Genomic DNA, 18283 nt, shown 5'->3' with positions numbered 1-18283 from the left:
GTAATGGCTCAAATAGGGTTCTTCTTGAGGAGGCTTCATCTTTTTGCCGGGAGGAAGCTGTACCTCAATATGCTGGCGATGATCGTGATGAGTGCGTTCGAAGGCATCGGCATTTATCTCATCGTTCCCCTGCTGGGTTTGATTGGCATCTTTAGTCTGGACCTGAATCAAATCGCGATTCTGGCCTGGATGACCGACGGGTTGAACCGATTGCCGGAGGGCTGGAAGCTGCCCCTTATTCTTGCCTTATATGCGGCCATTGTTGTAGGCCAGGCGTTTCTGCAGCGGAGCCAATCGATTCAGAATGTCAGCATCCATCAAGGCTTCGTCCGTTCTCTGCGAACAGAGAGCTATCGCGGGCTGCTCCAAGCCAATTGGCTGTTTTTTCTGAGCAAAAGAAGATCGGATTTCATTCACATCCTTACTTCAGAGATCGCTCGTGTCAGTCAGGGCATTCAATTAACGCTGCGGTTGGCAACCTCCTTTGTTTTCATGTCGATCCAAATTGTATTTGCATTAATCGTATCCGTAGAGCTTACAGTTCTTGTTATCGTCAGTGGACTTGTGCTTGCTTACGTCTCCCGCAAGTTTATCCGAACTGCCAAGTCGATCGGAGATCGAACATCCGAATTGTCGCAGACTTATTATGCCGGAGTAACCGAGCATTTCAATGGGATTAAAGATATTAAGAGCAACAGATTGGAGCAGCTTCATTACAGGTGGTTTCGTGAGCTATGCTCACAAATGGAGAACAACCTGGTGCAGTTCACCAGGCTGCAGTCAACGACACAGTTCTCTTACCGGGCAGCATCGGTCGTACTCATCGTTTTATTCGTATATACGTCCATCAAGCTATTCCGTGTAGAGCCTTCACAGCTCATGATTATTGTCATTATATTCTCTCGTCTATGGCCGCGCTTCACCGATATTCAGAGCAGCTCAGAGCAGATTGTAACGAATCTGCCCGCATTCAAGAATGTCATTGCGATGCAGCGGGAATGCGAGGAATCCAGGGAATGGCAATCAACAGCTTCATCTTCCCGTGAGAATTCGCTTCGCATAGAGCATGGCATGGAATGCCGCCATATCGACTTCCGGTATGACAGCAAGCAATCCGCTTATGCGATTCATAATATAAATTTGCGCATACCTGCCAATAGTATGACTGCCATTGTAGGCAAGTCGGGCGCAGGCAAAAGCACGTTGATCGACATTCTGATCGGTCTTATTCAACCCGAGAGGGGGGAGCTCCTCATTGATGGCGCCCCTCTGCGCAAGGATCACATAGCTGCGTTAAGAGGCGCTGTCAGCTATGTCTCGCAGGAGCCATTCTTGTTCCATGCCTCGATTAGAGAGAATCTCTTGCTGGTCGAGCCGGATGCGACCGACGAAGAGCTGTGGGAAGCGCTCGAAATTACAGCGTCTCATGAGTTCGTTAGCCGGCTGCCGCAAGGGCTGGATACGGTCATCGGCGACCGTGGCGCAAGGCTGTCGGGAGGAGAGCGGCAGCGTATCGTGCTGGCCAGAGCCATTCTGCGCAGACCTGCTATTCTGGTGCTGGATGAGGCGACCAGCGCATTGGACAATAAGAATGAAGCTACCATTCAAGCTGCGATCGACAAGCTGAAGAGCAGGATGATCATTATTGTAGTCGCCCATCGCTTGTCAACGATTCGGAATGCGGATCAAGTCATCGTTCTGGAGCAGGGGGAGATCATTCAGCAAGGGGGATATACGCAGCTCTCTAGGGAAACAAAAGGAACATTCAGTCAATTATTGTCCTATCAAATGGAATCAAATGGGTAATAATAGACGGGAGTGCAAGATGGAGGGTAACGAAATGGGCAAACGGCAATCGATTGGATTTGTATTATTATGGCTTGTATTCCTATTGGCGATGACGGCAGCTTCCAATTCGGGAGTTACAGAAGCGACGGATCGATATAACACGCTGAACAGCAAGCTGGCAGCTGCAGCAGTCAGCAGCTATCAGACCAGCGCTCCGAACAACTATTCCGTTACATTGAATGTGAAGAGCAGCAGCTTCAAGGCTGTGGGGGATGGAAAGACGGATGATACGGCAGCCATTCAGAAAGCGATGAATAAAGCGAAGTCGCTAGGCGGAGGCGTTGTCTATCTGCCTGAGGGGACCTATAAGACGTCGAATAATATTTATGTCTACTCCGATACGAAGGTGCTCGGAGACCGTGCCAGAATTGTAAGATCCAACGTCAATAAGGATAATGCGGTGCTGGTTATATCCGCTTCACAGCAGGATGTCGTCGTTGAGGGGCTCATACTGTCGAATACGAAGACAAGCAACGGCATTGGAATCGATCTGCATGCAAATGTGAAAAATGTGTGGATTACGAATAATCTTTTTACAGGCATCAGGTCTCAGGCGATCAATATTAACTCAGTCGGCATCAAACATGTGCAGGTGAGCGGGAATCATTTCGAGAAGGTGACGTACGGGGTGCTGACGAACAATGGCGCCAAGGATGTTACCGATGTGCGTGTCGTCAACAATCAGTTCATTGATATTTATGGCGATGCAATCGAGCTGAATCATTCGGGCGTGGCTTATCAATCAGGCTCTCAATTCGTCATTGCCAACAATTATATTTCCGTACCGAAAGGGGTAGGGAAATCGGCTAATTCCGGCTTCGGCGTCGGTATTTCCGGTGCGACGAATGTGACCATTATCGGGAATGTATTCGAGAAAGCCCGCTATGAGGCGATTCATATTGAGGACGAGGCGAAGCATATCACGATTGTAGGCAACATTATTAACGGTGTGCAAAATGATCCGGACACGGGCCTCAATTCGGGCATATACGTGATTGATGGCGATTATATTACGATAGCTGACAATTCGATCTACCGCGCTCATGATTTCGGCATTCAGCTGGAGTATGCGATAGACAAGCAGGCGACCAATGTTGTCATTACCGGCAATACCGTTACAGACAACTCTAGCGGCGGCATTCGGGTAGCAAGCTATTCCGGTGAATCGAACATTATTGTCTCTCACAATATCGTTACGAGGAATAAGGGAGACGGAATCAGAATCGATGGAGAGGTTCGCAATCTCAAACTGACGGACAATATTGTGAGCGATAATACAGGGTATGGCCTGTTTTTGAGGAGATCAGGTTTAGGCTGGTATATATCTGGGAATTCCTTCTATGGCAATAAATCGGGAGACATCGGTTATGGCGCTGAATACAAATACCCTGTGCCGATTCGCAATCAGAATAAGGTGGCCATCGTAGATTTGAAGGACACAAAGACCGACTGGATCAATGCTTTTTCACTAGGGTCCAGCTCGGAAGGCATACTCTATGCAACTGCGAAGCAAGGGACGTCCTACTCTACCAAGCTGTATAAGCTCAGCTGGAATGGCTCCAAGCTGACGATTGCGCAAGCGGCTCATGACAGATCAGGCACTATCGAGGTGCTGGAGCCGCGAATGAATGGACGAACGCTGCAGGTTCAAGCTACCAGCGCAACGGCAGGCAAGATCGCCATCGATATCCAATTCGAAGGATTGACCCTACTAAAATAAAGGGATGAGACATCCCCTGCATGATACGGTGGATGTTTGGAGGGGGCCTGCAAGAGGGGCCTCCTTCTTGCAGTTCATATTATGAAGCAGGGGAATGTTTCTGGAGAAGCGTCAGCGCTCGCCTTTGTTCCCGGAATTCCACCATAACAACCACAATTCAAGAATTCCGGGAACAACAGCGATCGTAAGAACATTCCCCCAGCGCAGCGACCCCTTGTTCCTTTCAATCTTTCAACTTATAAAATATAAACGCTTTCATCATTTTCGGGAATCAGTTCCTCTGGAGTGAACACTCAATGAAAACCCTTAATATACTAAGAGGGGGTGAGAATTCGGTGACAACTGACAACATGGGCATGAAGGAATGGACGAATTCGGAAGTTGTACAACCTGAGGCATTGAGTGAGAATTTTCGCGATATTGATAAAGAATTCACACAGAGAGGATTTAACATTCAGTGGAAGGGAGCTGACCCAACGGGAGTGCGCAGCAGCTCGGAGGCCCTTGTCGCAGCGCTTGCTGAAGATACGGACACGATCCTTATTCCGCAGGGCGTCTACTTGTTGAGGACTAGTGTTACGATTCCGGCCAATAAAGAGCTCATCTTTGGACATCATGCACGATTGAAGCCTGCACTGAATAGAACGATAGAGATAAACGGTTCAATAACCGCAAGCCCGGATGATTGGCTGTTTGATACAACAGCTGGCGGCACAGTCAGCGGCAATATGAAATGTGCGATGCTGTATCCCCGTTGGTTCGGAGAGGACGATACGGCTGCTATGCAAAAGGCGCTGGGCAGCGCTTCTTCAACAAAAATTCCACTGCAGCTGAATGAGAATGTAACCATCACGAAGACGCTTACTTTAGGAAGCGGTGTCAAAGTTCTAGCTTTTGGCAACAGGAAGATTACGAATACGAATGCAAGTATATCCGGCGAGGTTAGAATCAACGATTCGGATATTGATATCGACCAGGTTGAACTTGACGGGGGCTCCGTGCAATGCGTATTTTTTACTGGCAATCCGAAGCGTGTGAGACTGGCCAGAATCAAGATTCAGACCGCAGGGCATGGCGTACAGCTGAATACCGCCAACGCGGAGAACATCGTCCTCATAGATAGTGATATTGCTGCAAATCAGTATGGGGTCCTAATCAATAGCGGCGCCAAGACCGGCAAAAATATGAAAATTCTATTCAACAACATCTACTCCAGGACAGCGGATGCGATAGAACTGAACACCCCGACTGCAAATGCGGGACTGCAGTATGATAATTTCAAGCAGGTGTTTATTATAGGCAACCGACTCTGCGCGGATGAGCAGGGATCAAGCAGCAGCTCGGGATTCGCAATCGGCATCGCGAATACGCATGATGTCATTATGACAGGCAACATAAGCGAGAAGTCCCGTTTGGAAGCAGTGCACATTGAAGGGAATCAAGAGAACATTATTATTACAGGGAATGTGTTCAACGATTGCATCGGTGACGGCGCCCGCATTCAGAACAGCTCCTGGGCAAGGCCGCCGCTGGTGACGAATAATATATTCATTCAGCAAAATATGTCTCAGAACGGAAATGGTATTCATCGATTGTACGACCCTAAGGGGCATCTTGAATGCAATTTCGCCAACAATTATATTCGCGGCTTTAATAAAGGATACTGGATTGACGGCAGCAGCTCCTGCAACGTTCAAGGCTCCTTCGTTGAGGATTGCAAAGTCGGCGTGTATGCAGGGGTAAGCGGAAAGGTGCATGGCAGCTTGTTTGTAAAGAATTGCCCCACGCTCGCTTCTGCCCAGAGCGGGGCTTTGATCGAGCGGATTGTATCGCTGAGCGTCCCGACCAACGTTCTGACCTATAGCGGGACTAGCGGATATTTGGGCGCTACCTTGCAGAGCTTGACCGCATTTACTGCTCCGATATCGACGAGCATAAACAGCTTTAAACAAATTGATCTGTTCCCGATGCCAAGCTTGCTGAGTGTGAAATTGACCTGCCGGGTTAGATCAGGGGGCTCCAAGCTTATGCTGACAGCTGATGTTTCGTGGGATGGCAGCCAATTGAATGTTGCGAATCTATTAGTGAGGCAGGCAGGCAGCATCTTGATCGGATATGCAGGGGAACCGCCTTTCGTTCATAACAATGGCCAACTGGCATTGAATATCTATACGGTGCGGTCGCTGTCTCAGGTGATGACCAACTACGATTTTACAGGCACCTATTATGTCGATTAAGTAACAGGGGCATACGCTCCGCATATCCGCACGCAACGTAAAGCCGGAAGCAACTGACTCATGCATGAGAGCCCGCTATCATTGTGAAATGAGCGTGTATTCGTGCATGAGTTGTTTATATAGATTGCAATACATAGTTTTCATCTAGAACAAGATAGCAGCCTGATACAAAAAAGTCATGGGTAGGGTGAGTGAGATCATATGATGCTGTAGGTAGTATTGGATGGAGGTTGTTGAATATGTTCAAGCGTACAAGAACGCAGTTCAGCCGTAGCCTGATTCTTACTGTCATTTCAACGATTGTTGTCTCATTGTTCATTCAGCCTATACTAATGGAAACTGCGCATGCATCATTATCATTGCCTGGGAAGCTTTCACTAGAATTATCCGAATACAGCCTGGAGGAAAACGAAGATGGGAGCGCGAGCATGTTCATCCGCGTTGATCGCGCCGGAGGAGCAGATGGTGAAGTTGAGGTCGATTATACGACGACAGACGGAACCGCAACCGCCGGAGAAGACTATGAACAGGCACAGGGAACACTAGTCTTCGAGCATCATCAATTGTACCAGTACATCCCGATTAAAAGCCGTGGGGATTCCTATCTGGAGGGCGATGAATGGTTTGCGATTACACTTAGCAACCCCACTAACGGCGCTGTTCTGGATACCATCTCCAGTGCCGAAATCGTCATTCATGATGACGAAAATACGGATAATGGCCTCGTGCAGTTCAGCTCACCTGCCTATACCGTCGAAGAAGGCGAGTATAAAGCAACCTTTACAGTAGTCCGTACTGGAGCAAGCAGCAGATATGCTTCCTTCAATTATCATGTCTATACCGGGACTGCTACTCCGTACATGGATTATGACATGCCGCAGCCGACCTACGCACATTTTGAACCAGGCGCAACAGAAAGTGAAGTCAGTATCATCTTGTACGACGATGAAGAATATGAGGGGGATGAAACGATTGTTATTGAGCTGGAGGGCGCCGATGGTGCTGCGATTGGCGCTCAGCATCGGGCGACGATTACGATTCTGGACAACGATGCTCCGCCCTCTCCCGGTCAATTCAACTTCAGCAGCGAATCAGCCGGGCTGCAAGAGGATTATGGTTATACGTATGTCAATGTCATTCGAGACGGCACGTTGGAGCCTGCAACTGTTGACTACTTTACTATTGACGGAACGGCTGTCAGCGGCGAAGACTTTCGGCCTCTCTCCGGAACGTTAAGGTTCAGCGAAGGGCAATCGCAGCAGGGATTTCCTGTTTATGTGATGCGTGATACGAAGGTGGAAGGCCGTATTCCGGAGACGTTCACGATTCAGTTAAGCAATCCAACCGGCGGCACAACAATTGGCGATTCGGACAGTCTGGAAGTAACCATTGCGGATAATGATTATGGGCAGCCAGGTCAGTTTCAATTGAAGCTGGAGGAGGCTGTCAATGAGGATGGTGGATTCGCACTCGTCACTGTACTGCGGAAATATGGGTCAATCGGCGATGCCGCCGTCAACTATGCGACTGTGGAAGGCAATGCCTTGGCATCTGCTGATTATGTGCCAGTCAGCGGAACATTGCTGTTCGCTGAGCATGAAGTGAGCAAGACGATAGCGATTCCGATCATCGACGATTCTGATGAGGAGGACGGCGAAGATTTCTCCATTGTATTAAGCAGCCCGACGGGAGGTGCTGTGCTTGGCACGCCCCATAAGGCGCTTATTTGGATTGCGGACAATGATCTGAATACTGCTCCTGGTGTTCTTGAGTGGGGCACCGATACATTGGAGGTTGAAGAAAGCAGTCTTGTCGATCTGCTGGAGATTGTGCGTAGCGGAGGCACTTATGGCGATGTAGCTGTTGATGTGAATGTGTACAGTGGTTCTGCAACGAAGGGCGTTGATTTCAAGAGTCTATCCACGACCGTGGAGTTCGGACCGGGGTGGGATAAGAAGCGGTTATATCTGGATCTGGCCATTAATGATTACAATCACGAGGAAAATGAGACCTTCACAGTTGTTCTAAGCAACCCGCAAGGCGGTGCAACGCTTGGCGCGAGGAGCACGATGACCGTGATTCTATTGGATGATGATCCTAATCATTCAGGATCGCTTGGTTTGGACGCCTCTATTATCGCTGCGGAGAGTGATGGTGCGGTTCAGGTGACGGTCCATCGATTGGACGGTGTGACAGGAGAGGTTTCGGTCGATTACTCAACAAGTGACGGGACAGGTACAGGCGGCAGTGATTACGGGGCGGTCTCAGGCACTATGGTGTTTGAGGCTGGCGAGTATAGGAAGACGTTTGCAGTGCCGATCTATGACGATTCTATTATCGAAGAAGCAGAAACGTTCATTGTAACGTTGAGCAATCCGACAGGAGGCGCGAGTATCGGCTCTTCGGAGGCAATTGTTACGATCAGCGACAATGACCTCAAGCCAAGCAGGCTGACCTTCGATGCACCGACTTACAGACTGGTGGAGGAGTCAGGGGATGTCCGGTTGAAGGTGCTGCGGCAAGGGGGATTGAAGGGCGCAGTTGCCGTTGATTATTATGCAGTCGCCCAGTCGGCGGACAGCGCTGATTATGTGCTGGCTTCGGGGACGCTGACGTTTCAGGAGGGAGAGATGTTCAAGTATATAGAAGTGTTCATTGAGGATGATGCCATCCCCGAATACAATGAAAACTTCCTTGTGCAGCTCGCCAATCCAACGGGCAATGCTTCACTCGGCAAAAATCCTACACGCACAATTACGATTTTCGACATGGATCATTTGAATTGAAGTATCAGGCTTGGGATGGGTCTACCCCATGCAAACTGCAGTGATGAATAGGTCGAGTGGAGGGGAATCTGCCCCTTGCTCGGCCTTTTCATTGGCACTTTATAGTAGTTGAACTTAAGAAAGAACAACAGAGCGGAGCAGGGGAATGTTTCTGGAGAAGCGTCAGCGCTCGCCTTTGTTCCCGGAATTCCACCATGAATCAATTAAATTGAAGAATTCCGGGAACAACAGCGATCGTAAGAACATTCCCCAGCGCAGCGGCCTATTTGTTCATTTCAATCTTGCAGTGTATATCGAAAGCAAGCGGATGATAAAATTATAGGAGGTTTTCGAATGAATACATGGTGTCTTCAAAAATTGAATCGCGGGTTGGCAATTCTGCTTGTGGCTGCTGTTCTCCAGCTCTTGGTATTGCCCGGCTTTGGTCAAACGGCAAATGCGTCAGGGACACCTGCAGGGGTAATCGGTTTTCAATATGGGGCTGCATCTGTCTATGAGCGTGATCTGGAAAGCTTGGAATCGAACCCATATTATAATGTTTGGATTATACTTAATCTGGAGACAACAGATGGCGAAATACATATTCCGACTGTTGATTTCACGGTGACAAGCGGAACGGCAATCGAAGGGGTCGATTTTGAGTTTGATTCGTATCAACTGCAATTCGATACTATCGGACGCGCTTATTTGAATTTCAAAGTACTGGACAACAGCAATTATGAGGGAGATAAAACCTTCACGGTAACGCTGACTAATCCGACAGAAGGCTATATTCTCGGAGCGATTACGACATTAGAGGTAACCATTGTTGAGGATGATCCGGCCCCATCTCCGGGCACTTTCTCCTTCAAGAAGAATGCGGTATATGAAGTCAGCGAATCGGAGAGCGTTGTTACAGTTGCTGTTTACCGCGCTGGCAATCCGAATTGGGAGCATGATGTGACGGTTGATTATTATACAGCACCAACAGGAGTGGCCGGAGATGCGACGGCAGGAGTGGATTATACGGCCGTTAGCGGAACGCTGACCTTCGGAACAGGCGAAGCTGTGAAAACGATCACGATTCCAATTCTGGAGGATAGCGCGGCAGAGGGAATCGAGCGCTTCGATGTGAAGCTGACCAATGCTACTGGCGGCGCCTACATTGACGGAACAGCCTCCTCCAAGAGAGTTGGCATTCTGGATAATGATGCCGGTAATATTAAAGCGAAGCTGTCCTATGTATTTGCTGAAGAAGAAGTGCCTGAGAATTACGATTACGTAGAGGGCGGACCCTATTATATTTCCATTGCACGAACTGGAAGTCTATCTGGACAAGTAACAGTAGACTACGCGACAGTTAACGGGACGGCAATTGCTGGACTTGACTACACAGCCAAGAGCGGGACGCTGACGTTCCAGCCGGGAGAGACGATGAAGCAGGTCGGCATTGTACTGCTTGATGATTCTTTAAGCGAAGGCGAAGAAGATTTCAGTATTGTGCTTAGCAACCCATCCAGCGGCGCCGAGCTGGGGGCCATTCCATCCTTCAAGGTTAAGCTGCAGGATAATGAGAATGTTCAAGCTGGAACCTTTCAATTTGAACAATCCAGTTATTCTGTTGATGAGGATTCAGGCAAGGTCTCATTCAAGATTATACGCACAGGCGGCTCCAGCGGCGAGGTGACTGTATACGTTAAAGATCAATCAGGCAGCGCAGTAGAGACTAACGATTATTTTTTCGGCTACATGACAGGCAGCATCCTGTTTGGCGATGGACAGACTGAGGCTGCGATAACGGTTGATATTTATGAGGATCCTTTTGTGGAAGGCAACGAAACCTTCACACTTGAGCTTGCGATTGGGGACTCTAGCGGAGCGGGCACGAATGCGAGCAGTACTGTGCCGGTAACGATCGTTGATTCTCCAACAGGGCCTACTCCGGGCAAGTTCCACTTTGCGAGCGCTTCTTCAGAGATCAATGAGGGAGCTGGGCAGATCTATGTAACGGTTAGCCGTGACAGCGCCTATAGGGATGTTAGCGGTGTTGCGTCGGTCGTTTATTCTGTCTATGACGGCACAGCCACTGGAGGCAGCGATTTTGTAAGCTCGACGGGGACTCTGACCTTCGCCGAGAACGAATTGGAGCGCACGATCGCGATACCGATTATCGATGACAGTGCTGTCGAGGGGAATGAGAAGTTTACCGTCCAGCTGAGCAGCCCAACAGGCGGGGCGGCGCTCGGATATCCGGTCACGACCCAAATTACAATCAAGGATAACGATGGCCTAGCGGGCAAGCTGTCCTTTGAAACAGCCAACTATTATGCCATTGAGGAAACCGGACCTATCAAAGTGAAGGTGTTGCGCGGAAACGGATCAAGCGGCACGGTAACAGTTCAATACAATCTCGTCGCCAAAACAGCGACCGCAGGACAGGATTACGTGGCAGCCTCCGGCACGCTGACCTTCAATGCGGGAGAGACGGTGAAGTCGTTTGTTGTAACAATTCTAGACGATGCAATCGTCGATAATCTGGAATCGTTCACGATCAAGCTGTCCAACCCGACAGGCGGGGCAACATTGGGTCCGGTTTCGAATCAGAAAGTTGTTATCTATGATACGGATCATTTGTTTTAAATAGCAGCTCGGCTCCTGCTGCGCTGCTGTCATAGCGTGAGTGTGAAGAAGAAGCCTCTGGGACCACATCGCAGTGGGACCGGGGGCTTCTTTGTCGGGGCAGATGGGGAGTGTGTGGGGGCTCTAGGCGATATCGTGCCTCAGCTTCAAATAATCGAGGACAAGCTGTACAGCCTGTTCGACGGAAAGCTGTTCAGTATCGATGGTAATAGCGGGGTTTACAGGAACATCATAAGGAGCCGAGATGCCGGTAAAATTAGGGATGCTTCCGTTCCTTGCTTGTCGGTACAGACCTTTGGGATCTCTTCGCTCGCATTCTTCCAACGAGCATTTGATATAAATTTCAATAAAATCATGGGGCAAGAACAGCTCTTTAACTGTAGCCCGGTCGCCCTCGTTAGGTGAGATGAAGGCGGCGATGACGACCATTCCTGCATCAACGAACAGCTTGGATACCTCGCCGATTCTACGGATATTCTCAGCGCGATCCTCCTCCGTAAACGCTAGATCCCGATTCAATCCATGCCGAATATTATCCCCATCAAGTACATAAGAGTTAATATGATGCCGATACAGCTCCTTCTCAATTGCGAAGGCGATTGTGGACTTGCCGGAGCCTGATAATCCGGTCAGCCAGAGCGCACAGCTTCCATGCTTGTTAAGCGCGCAACGCTCCTCTCTTGTAACAATAGAATTAGACCACGTAATATTGCTGCTCTTATGCGGCTTCGTTTCTCGGGCCGAGCTTGTTTTCATAGCGTGTTCCTCCTATCTCAATCGTTCTTATCCATACTTTATGATACAAATAGTAGCATGTCAATCCTGTATTTTGCTTGCATACCGCTAAAATTCAGCATAAACGAAAGGTTATCGAGTGATATGAGCAGGGAAGGCGTTTTTACGACATCAATGATACAAAATGTATCATAAAGGAGACATTACTAATGAACCGTACATGGAAAAAAATCATCGTTTGGTCAGGTTCCATCTTTCTTTTCTCCCTGCTATTGACGGGTGGCTATGTCTGGTATTTATATGCTTCGGTCGAGAAGGTTGCCGCCCAAATCTATGAGGAAGCAGCTAAACCTGTTTATCAAAGCAAGGACCCCGAGGTCAAGCTTCGGGTGAAGCCTGTCCAGCTAGAGAACAGAGATTCCTTCACCGTGCTGGTTCTCGGCGTTGACGAGCGGAAGAATGACCGGGGACGCTCCGATACTATGATTGTGCTGTCTGTTAATCCAACCAGGAAGTCGATGCTAATGTTCAACATCCCGAGGGATACAAGGACGGAAATTGTCGGCCGCTCCGGAGAGGACAAAATTAATCATGCGTACGCATTCGGCGGTATTGAGATGTCAATCCACACGGTAGAGCATTTCCTCGATTATCCCATCGATTATTATATGAAGGTTAATATGGAGGGTTTTGCAAGATTGATTGATTTGATCGGCGGCGTGAAGGTCGATAATCCGCTCTCTTTTACAATCAATGGACATCAGTTCAAGAAGGGCGATCTGTCTCTGAATGGCTCAGAAGCTCTGCTGTACTCTCGCATGCGCTATGATGATCCTAAAGGAGATCTTGGCCGCAATGGCCGGCAGCGCGAAATTCTTCAACAAATTATGCGCAGCTCAATGAGCCTGTCTACTCTGACCCGTGTGCAGGATTTGTTGAATGAAGTCGGAGACAGCATTAAGACCAATCTATCATTCGAGGATTTGAAAACATTTATAAGTGATTACAGCTCGAACATTCAAGAGATCAAGACGGTTGAGATTAAAGGCAAGGGGCAAATGATTCATAGCATTTGGTATTACATCGTAGACGCGGCGGAGCGGGACCGCATTCACAGCCAGCTTAAGAAGCATTTGAATGCGGGACAATAATCAGGCCGCGGTATAAATTCAGGCCTTGTCTCATAGAGTGTAATAGCGTCAGGGTAAGGAGGTCGCATTATGCTGAGAAGAAGGCGACGTGCAGGTCCGCTGAGATTAAAGCTGCTTGTCGGTCTAATGGTTGCCGTTATTGGATGGATGATGTGGCATAATGCAGTCTCGCTGTTCACTGCAAGCGAAAGCGATGATCCTGAAGCGCTGCAGCTTGTGAAGAAGTTCTATGCATTCGAGCAAGCAGGTGATTTCGGAAGCTCGTGGGAGCTGTTTCATCCGCTGATGGAAGCTTATTTCAATAAGTCGGCCTATATTCAACGTCGCGCCCACATTACAATGCAGGATTATGGGGTGAAGACCTTTCAATTCAGCACCAGCGAGCCGAAGCTGCTCATCGACTGGCGAATGAATAAGGAGGCAGCTCCTTTCGCCGAGGCGTACGAGATTATCGTCACCCAAGCCTTTCAAACTCCATTCGGGAACTTTGAGCTTGTTCAGCCCTGCTATGCGGTATGGGAATCAGGGGAATGGCGAATGCTATGGTCATATGTGGAGAAGGCAGAGGGCGATTGAAAGGATATGAAAATATAAAATAACGCTTGACATGATACGTTATGTATCATAAATTATAAAGGAAATGAAAATCATTGGAGTAGGCATTCATGTCTGCTCCTATGGTATATCTATTGAGGAAGTTACGGATGCTTGTCCAGTTAAATAGCTGTTATTTCAGTAGAGAGGCGGAATTCGATAGAGGGAAAATAGAAGGGGATTCATAATCAACCAGCTGAGGGGACGCAATTGCGAGAGGGTTATATGCTTATTATGAAGCAGTGTTTTATTATATTCGATACGTAATGTATCTGGAAAATTCGTGTTGAAATAATAGGGATAGAGGCTGAGCAAGCATGAATAAGAAGGACAATGGAAGCGCAGTGAAGGGGACGCATATGCGCATTCGAATTCGCAGCGGAGCAGAGGCTTCCATATCGATTATCGATGTGCTGGGCAATAGCTCGGAGTCGAGTGCAACGCGAGTGTTGCTTCACGATCTGGGACCTTATGGCATGCAGTTTCAAACCCATCTGCGGTTCCCTGTCAGCAATGACTATGCTATCCGTGCGATCATCACATTGGGGGACTGGCAGTTCAGTGTGATCGGGAATGTCAAATGGCGGCGCGTGGAGGAGAACCAGTACGTGTACGGCTGTGAATTCATCCCTGACCGCCGCCTTAGTCTCGCGATCATACATGCATTGGGTGAGAAGCTTCGTGAGATGTCGCCCCGTCAATTGCGAATCCATGCTCTATATCGGCGCATGTCTGAGCAGATTAAGGAAGTCGGGCATCATCTGGATATGAAGCGTTGAAATGCAATCGCTTACTTAGCCCGGCTGTATGACAGGCGTATATGGCATCCCTGTACAGCAGAAGCCTATTGGGGTCAGGATAAGTTTCAGGGAGGCGCAAGACGTGGAGATGGCGGTTATCGGGACGGGGCATGTTGGGTTAGCGACGGGCATCTGCTTCGCACAGCTCGGTCATCGCGTAGTGTGTATCGATCGGGATGATGAGAAGATCAATGAATTGTCAGCAGGCCGCTTAACCATATATGAGGAAGGGCTTGCTGATCTGCTGCTGCAGCAGACTGCCGAGCAGCGCTTGTTTTTCACTACCTCAATGACTGCAGTTGCTGCGGCGGATGTCGTCATACTGGCAGTAGGAACAGCGCAACTGCCTCATGGGGAAAGCGATTTAAAAGATTTGGAGGCGGCGGTTCGCTCATTCGCCATCTATTTGTCCGGCCATACCTACGTGATGACCAAGAGCACTGTACCTATCGGGACGAATGAAAGGATCAACAAGTGGATTGCTGAGACAACAACAGAATCATTCGATGTGGTGTCCGTTCCAGCGTTTATGCGGGAGGGCTCTGCGGCAAGCGATACGATGAGGCCGGAGCGCATCGTAATCGGAGCAAGCAATCCCAATGCGGCTGAGGTTATAGCCGGTCTGCACCGGCCGTTGACCGAACAGGTCGTTCAGACCGATTGGCGCACAGCAGAAATGATCAAGCATGCTTGCAATGCTTTTCTGGCGACGAGGATTTCGTTCATGAATGAAATGGCCAATCTCTGTGATGGCGTCGGGGCAGACATTGTGACTGTCGCGCATGCGATGGGATTGGACAGGCGGATCGGCTCTCCGTATCTGAGGGCAGGTATTGGCTATGGGGGCGCGTGCTTCCCAAACAAGGATGCGAATGGGCTTCTGCAGATTGCAGGGAACGTCGGCCACGGCTTCAAACTTCTTAAAGCCGTTATCGAAGTGAATAAGAGCCAACGAGAGCATATCAGAGGTCTGCTTACGGAGGAGCTGGGAGAGCTTGCAGGCAGAAGAATAGCGCTCTGGGGAGCTTCGTTTAAGCCGCATACCGATGATGTCCGTTGTTCACCGTCTCTGGATATTGCTGGCGACCTGCTGAATGAAGGCGCTTTCTTGCATCTGACCGATCCAGCAGGGGAGCTTAATTTCCGCAAACATCTGGAGCATCCTGCGCTGAGCTGGTTTTCTGATCCGCTCGCAGCCGCTCAAGGGACAGAAGCGGTATGTCTCATTACGGAGTGGCCGCAATTTGCCTCCGTTGATCTGCAAGAGCTTGCTCGCTGCATGAAGCGTCCGGTTCTGATTGATGGCCGCAACGTATTCCAGTCCAGCCAGCTTGCAGGAACAGGCATCCACTATGTTGGGATAGGCAGACCGAATATGCGGGGCGTTCACAGCTAATATGGGTAGCAGCGAACACTATTTTCAAATCACGCGTTGTAAGCGTATTCACGACAAAATAAGCCAGCAATCTGCTGATCTCTATTGACAAACCTCGATATTTGTCATATTGTAATTGAGTAACGATACAAAGTGTAACATATTCAAGTTTTATGATACATATAGTAGAATAAATGGGTGAAAAGGAGAGGACAGAGATGCAAGATAAGGATCGGTTTTGTTGTGTTAGCTGCGGCAGCATGTGTATTCTTCATGAAGCGGATCTATTGTTTAGAACCGGATTTTTCCGAGGAATTCATCCGCTGGGCTGTTGTAAAGCCTGCAGTGGTACATTGTCAAGGGAAGATATGCTAGAGTGCGCCGAAACAATGAGCGGACAAGGAAAACGAAATGTCCTGCACATCCCGACCAATACCCAGTACAACGATTCTGCTGCAGTACCTGAGGTTCTGTACACAACAAATTATTTGCCAGCCTATTCTTGATCCTGATGCCTGTCTCAAGCAGTGTAAGCACACTGCAGAGGCGGGTATTAATTTTCTCTAAAGGAACTTCCAATCGTTTCCTCCGTTCTGTATAATAAATAAGATTGGATGGGAAACGAAGCCGGTGGCGCGGCAGGATCGTTGTTGAACAGGAGGAATTCGGGTGGAATTGAAGAAAAGTAACGAGCCCATTGTACAATTAAAGAATGTAACCAAAACCATGAATAAGAGAAAGATTATAGACAATCTTTCCATTGATCTGAATGAAGGGGAAGTATTTGGATTTCTAGGACCGAACGGAGCGGGCAAGACGACGACGATTCGGATGATGGTCGGACTCATCTCCATGACTGAAGGCGATGTTATCATCCGGGGGAATAGCATTCGGCAAGATTTTGAGAAGGCGATTCGGCACGTTGGAGCGATTGTTGAGAATCCGGAGATGTACAAATATTTGACCGGCTATCAGAATTTGCTTCATTACTCCAGAATGGTTCCGGGCATTACCCGTCAGCGTATAGACGAAGTGGTGGAATTAATCGGATTGAAGGGTCGAATTCACGATAAAGTGAAGACGTATTCATTAGGGATGCGTCAGCGTCTGGGCATCGCGCAGGCTGTCATGCACAAGCCATCGCTGCTCATACTGGATGAGCCGACAAACGGGCTTGATCCCCAAGGCATACGCGAGCTGCGCGACTATCTGCGCAAGCTTGCCAAGGATGAGGGCATTACCGTATTTGTCTCCAGCCACTTGCTGAGCGAGATGGAGCTTATGTGCGACCGTGTCGTTATTATACAGGGCGGCAAGTTGATTGACACCCGCTCTATCGGACATACCGCCATACCAGAGACGGAATCTCAGCGCGTATTGTTCGAGGTGGATCGTGCCCATGATGCGCTGGAGCTGCTTCAAGGCCAGGAAGCGGGTATTGATAACGGCTTGATATGGATCAACTCTGATCGCGAGGGCATCGCTGCTGCTAATGCAAGGCTGGTAGCCGCCGGCTTCAAGGTATATGCGATTCGCGTCCAGAACATATCGCTGGAGGATCAATTCCTCGAAATGACTGGAGGCGGACGAATTGTATAATTTCCTGCAGCTTGTACGTAATGAGAATATGAAAATATACAGTCGCGTGCAGACATGGATCATGATCGGTTTAATCGTTTTATTCCAGCTTGGTTTAAGCTTGTTATTCCTGTTTGCTTCCGAGGATGTTAAGATTGACAGCTGGTCGGCCATGTATGATGAGACGTATATTATTTTCTTTTTCGTTGCTCTCTTCACAGTAGTCGTCGCATCCAATAGTGTGGCGAACGAATTTTCCAGCGGGACGATCAAGCTGCTGCTAATCAGACCGTGGAGCAGATCCAAAATTCTGCTCTCCAAGTATATTAGCATTCTGTTGTTCGGGCTGCTGCTGGGCGTCATCATGTTCGTGCTTACTTGGGGTGTCAATCTGCTGCTGTTCCAACTGGACAATAGCCAGTCGATCGTTGAGAATAAGTTCGGGTCAACGAAGGATATAACACCACTGCAATACATGCTGCTATATTATGCCAACAAATTTATTGAGCTTGTTATGCTGATTACCATTTCCTTTATGATCTCAGCAGTATTCCGCAGCAGCATGCTTGCTATCATTATCTCGTTATTGATTCTTACATCGGGCGTTTTGATTTCGCGGGCGCTGTTCGCGTTTGGGTTCGAGTGGGTTGATTATGTGTTGTTCTTGCATATGAATTTCATTCGCTATCTGGACGAAAACCCGCTTAAGGAAGAGTTCACACTTGCCTACTCCGTAGCCGTGTACGGTGTATACTATGTTATTTTTATGGCAACGACATGGTTTGTATTCAACAAGAGAGATGTCTCCAACTAAAACAGCAAGTGGCTATACAGGGACCT

General features: G+C 48.7%; 13 protein-coding genes. 12 read left to right on the top strand and 1 reads right to left on the bottom strand.

Translation table 11 applies throughout. The features are described 5' to 3' along the window. The first annotated feature begins 3 nt into the window (after window positions 1-3). The 5 genes from L6H65_RS16335 to L6H65_RS16315 all read left to right on the top strand — a co-directional run bounded on the left by L6H65_RS16335 (window position 4) and on the right by L6H65_RS16315 (window position 11210). Entirely contained in the window at window positions 4-1806 is a 1803-nt protein-coding gene (locus L6H65_RS16335; RefSeq protein WP_236343656.1) for an ABC transporter ATP-binding protein, read from the top strand. A 34-nt stretch (window positions 1807-1840) separates the two neighbouring features. Continuing rightward, complete coding sequence (locus L6H65_RS16330) at window positions 1841-3568, top strand: right-handed parallel beta-helix repeat-containing protein (RefSeq protein WP_236343655.1); 1728 nt, start codon at window positions 1841-1843, stop codon at window positions 3566-3568. Window positions 3569-3903: 335 nt separating this feature from the next. Next, the gene (locus L6H65_RS16325) at window positions 3904-5805 is read left to right on the top strand and encodes a right-handed parallel beta-helix repeat-containing protein (RefSeq protein WP_236343654.1); all 1902 of its coding nucleotides are present in this window, start codon (window positions 3904-3906) and stop codon (window positions 5803-5805) included. 239 nt (window positions 5806-6044) lie between these two features. Beyond that, a complete protein-coding gene (locus tag L6H65_RS16320) occupies window positions 6045-8591 on the top strand; it encodes a Calx-beta domain-containing protein (RefSeq protein ID WP_236343653.1) in 2547 nt (848 codons plus the stop codon). A gap of 333 nt (window positions 8592-8924) precedes the next feature. After that, on the top strand, window positions 8925-11210 hold the full coding sequence (locus L6H65_RS16315; protein ID WP_236343652.1) for a Calx-beta domain-containing protein: 2286 nt from the start codon (window positions 8925-8927) through the stop codon (window positions 11208-11210). Between the two features lie 123 nt (window positions 11211-11333). Here L6H65_RS16315 and cysC read toward each other — a convergent pair whose 3' ends face one another. Then, complete coding sequence (cysC, locus tag L6H65_RS16310) at window positions 11334-11966, bottom strand: adenylyl-sulfate kinase (RefSeq protein WP_236343651.1); 633 nt, start codon at window positions 11964-11966, stop codon at window positions 11334-11336. Window positions 11967-12154: 188 nt separating this feature from the next. Here cysC and L6H65_RS16305 point away from each other — a divergent pair, with 188 nt between their 5' ends. The 7 genes from L6H65_RS16305 to L6H65_RS16275 all read left to right on the top strand — a co-directional run bounded on the left by L6H65_RS16305 (window position 12155) and on the right by L6H65_RS16275 (window position 18257). Then, window positions 12155-13096, top strand: coding sequence for an LCP family glycopolymer transferase (locus L6H65_RS16305; protein ID WP_236343650.1), 942 nt, complete (start codon window positions 12155-12157; stop codon window positions 13094-13096). Window positions 13097-13165: 69 nt separating this feature from the next. Then, window positions 13166-13672 carry a hypothetical protein gene (locus L6H65_RS16300; protein ID WP_236343649.1) on the top strand — a complete coding sequence of 169 codons (507 nt, stop codon included), beginning with the start codon at window positions 13166-13168 and terminating at the stop codon, window positions 13670-13672. 335 nt (window positions 13673-14007) lie between these two features. Beyond that, on the top strand, window positions 14008-14469 hold the full coding sequence (locus tag L6H65_RS16295; protein WP_236343648.1) for a hypothetical protein: 462 nt from the start codon (window positions 14008-14010) through the stop codon (window positions 14467-14469). 103 nt (window positions 14470-14572) lie between these two features. Beyond that, window positions 14573-15886 carry a UDP-glucose dehydrogenase family protein gene (locus L6H65_RS16290; RefSeq protein ID WP_371877709.1) on the top strand — a complete coding sequence of 438 codons (1314 nt, stop codon included), beginning with the start codon at window positions 14573-14575 and terminating at the stop codon, window positions 15884-15886. 197 nt (window positions 15887-16083) lie between these two features. Continuing rightward, window positions 16084-16371, top strand: a complete 288-nt coding sequence (locus tag L6H65_RS16285) for a hypothetical protein (RefSeq protein WP_236343647.1) — start codon at window positions 16084-16086, stop codon at window positions 16369-16371. Window positions 16372-16591: 220 nt separating this feature from the next. Further along, on the top strand, window positions 16592-17464 hold the full coding sequence (locus L6H65_RS16280; RefSeq protein WP_236343702.1) for an ABC transporter ATP-binding protein: 873 nt from the start codon (window positions 16592-16594) through the stop codon (window positions 17462-17464). After that, window positions 17457-18257: an ABC transporter permease gene (locus L6H65_RS16275; protein WP_236343646.1), complete on the top strand. Its 801-nt coding sequence runs from the start codon at window positions 17457-17459 to the stop codon at window positions 18255-18257. The genes L6H65_RS16280 and L6H65_RS16275 overlap by 8 nt, the downstream gene beginning before the upstream one ends. The last annotated feature ends 26 nt before the right edge of the window (window positions 18258-18283 follow it).

Source organism: Paenibacillus plantiphilus (genome assembly GCF_927798095.1).
GTDB lineage: Bacteria > Bacillota > Bacilli > Paenibacillales > Paenibacillaceae > Paenibacillus_Z > Paenibacillus_Z plantiphilus.
This window is presented reverse-complemented; position numbering and strand designations above follow the sequence as displayed.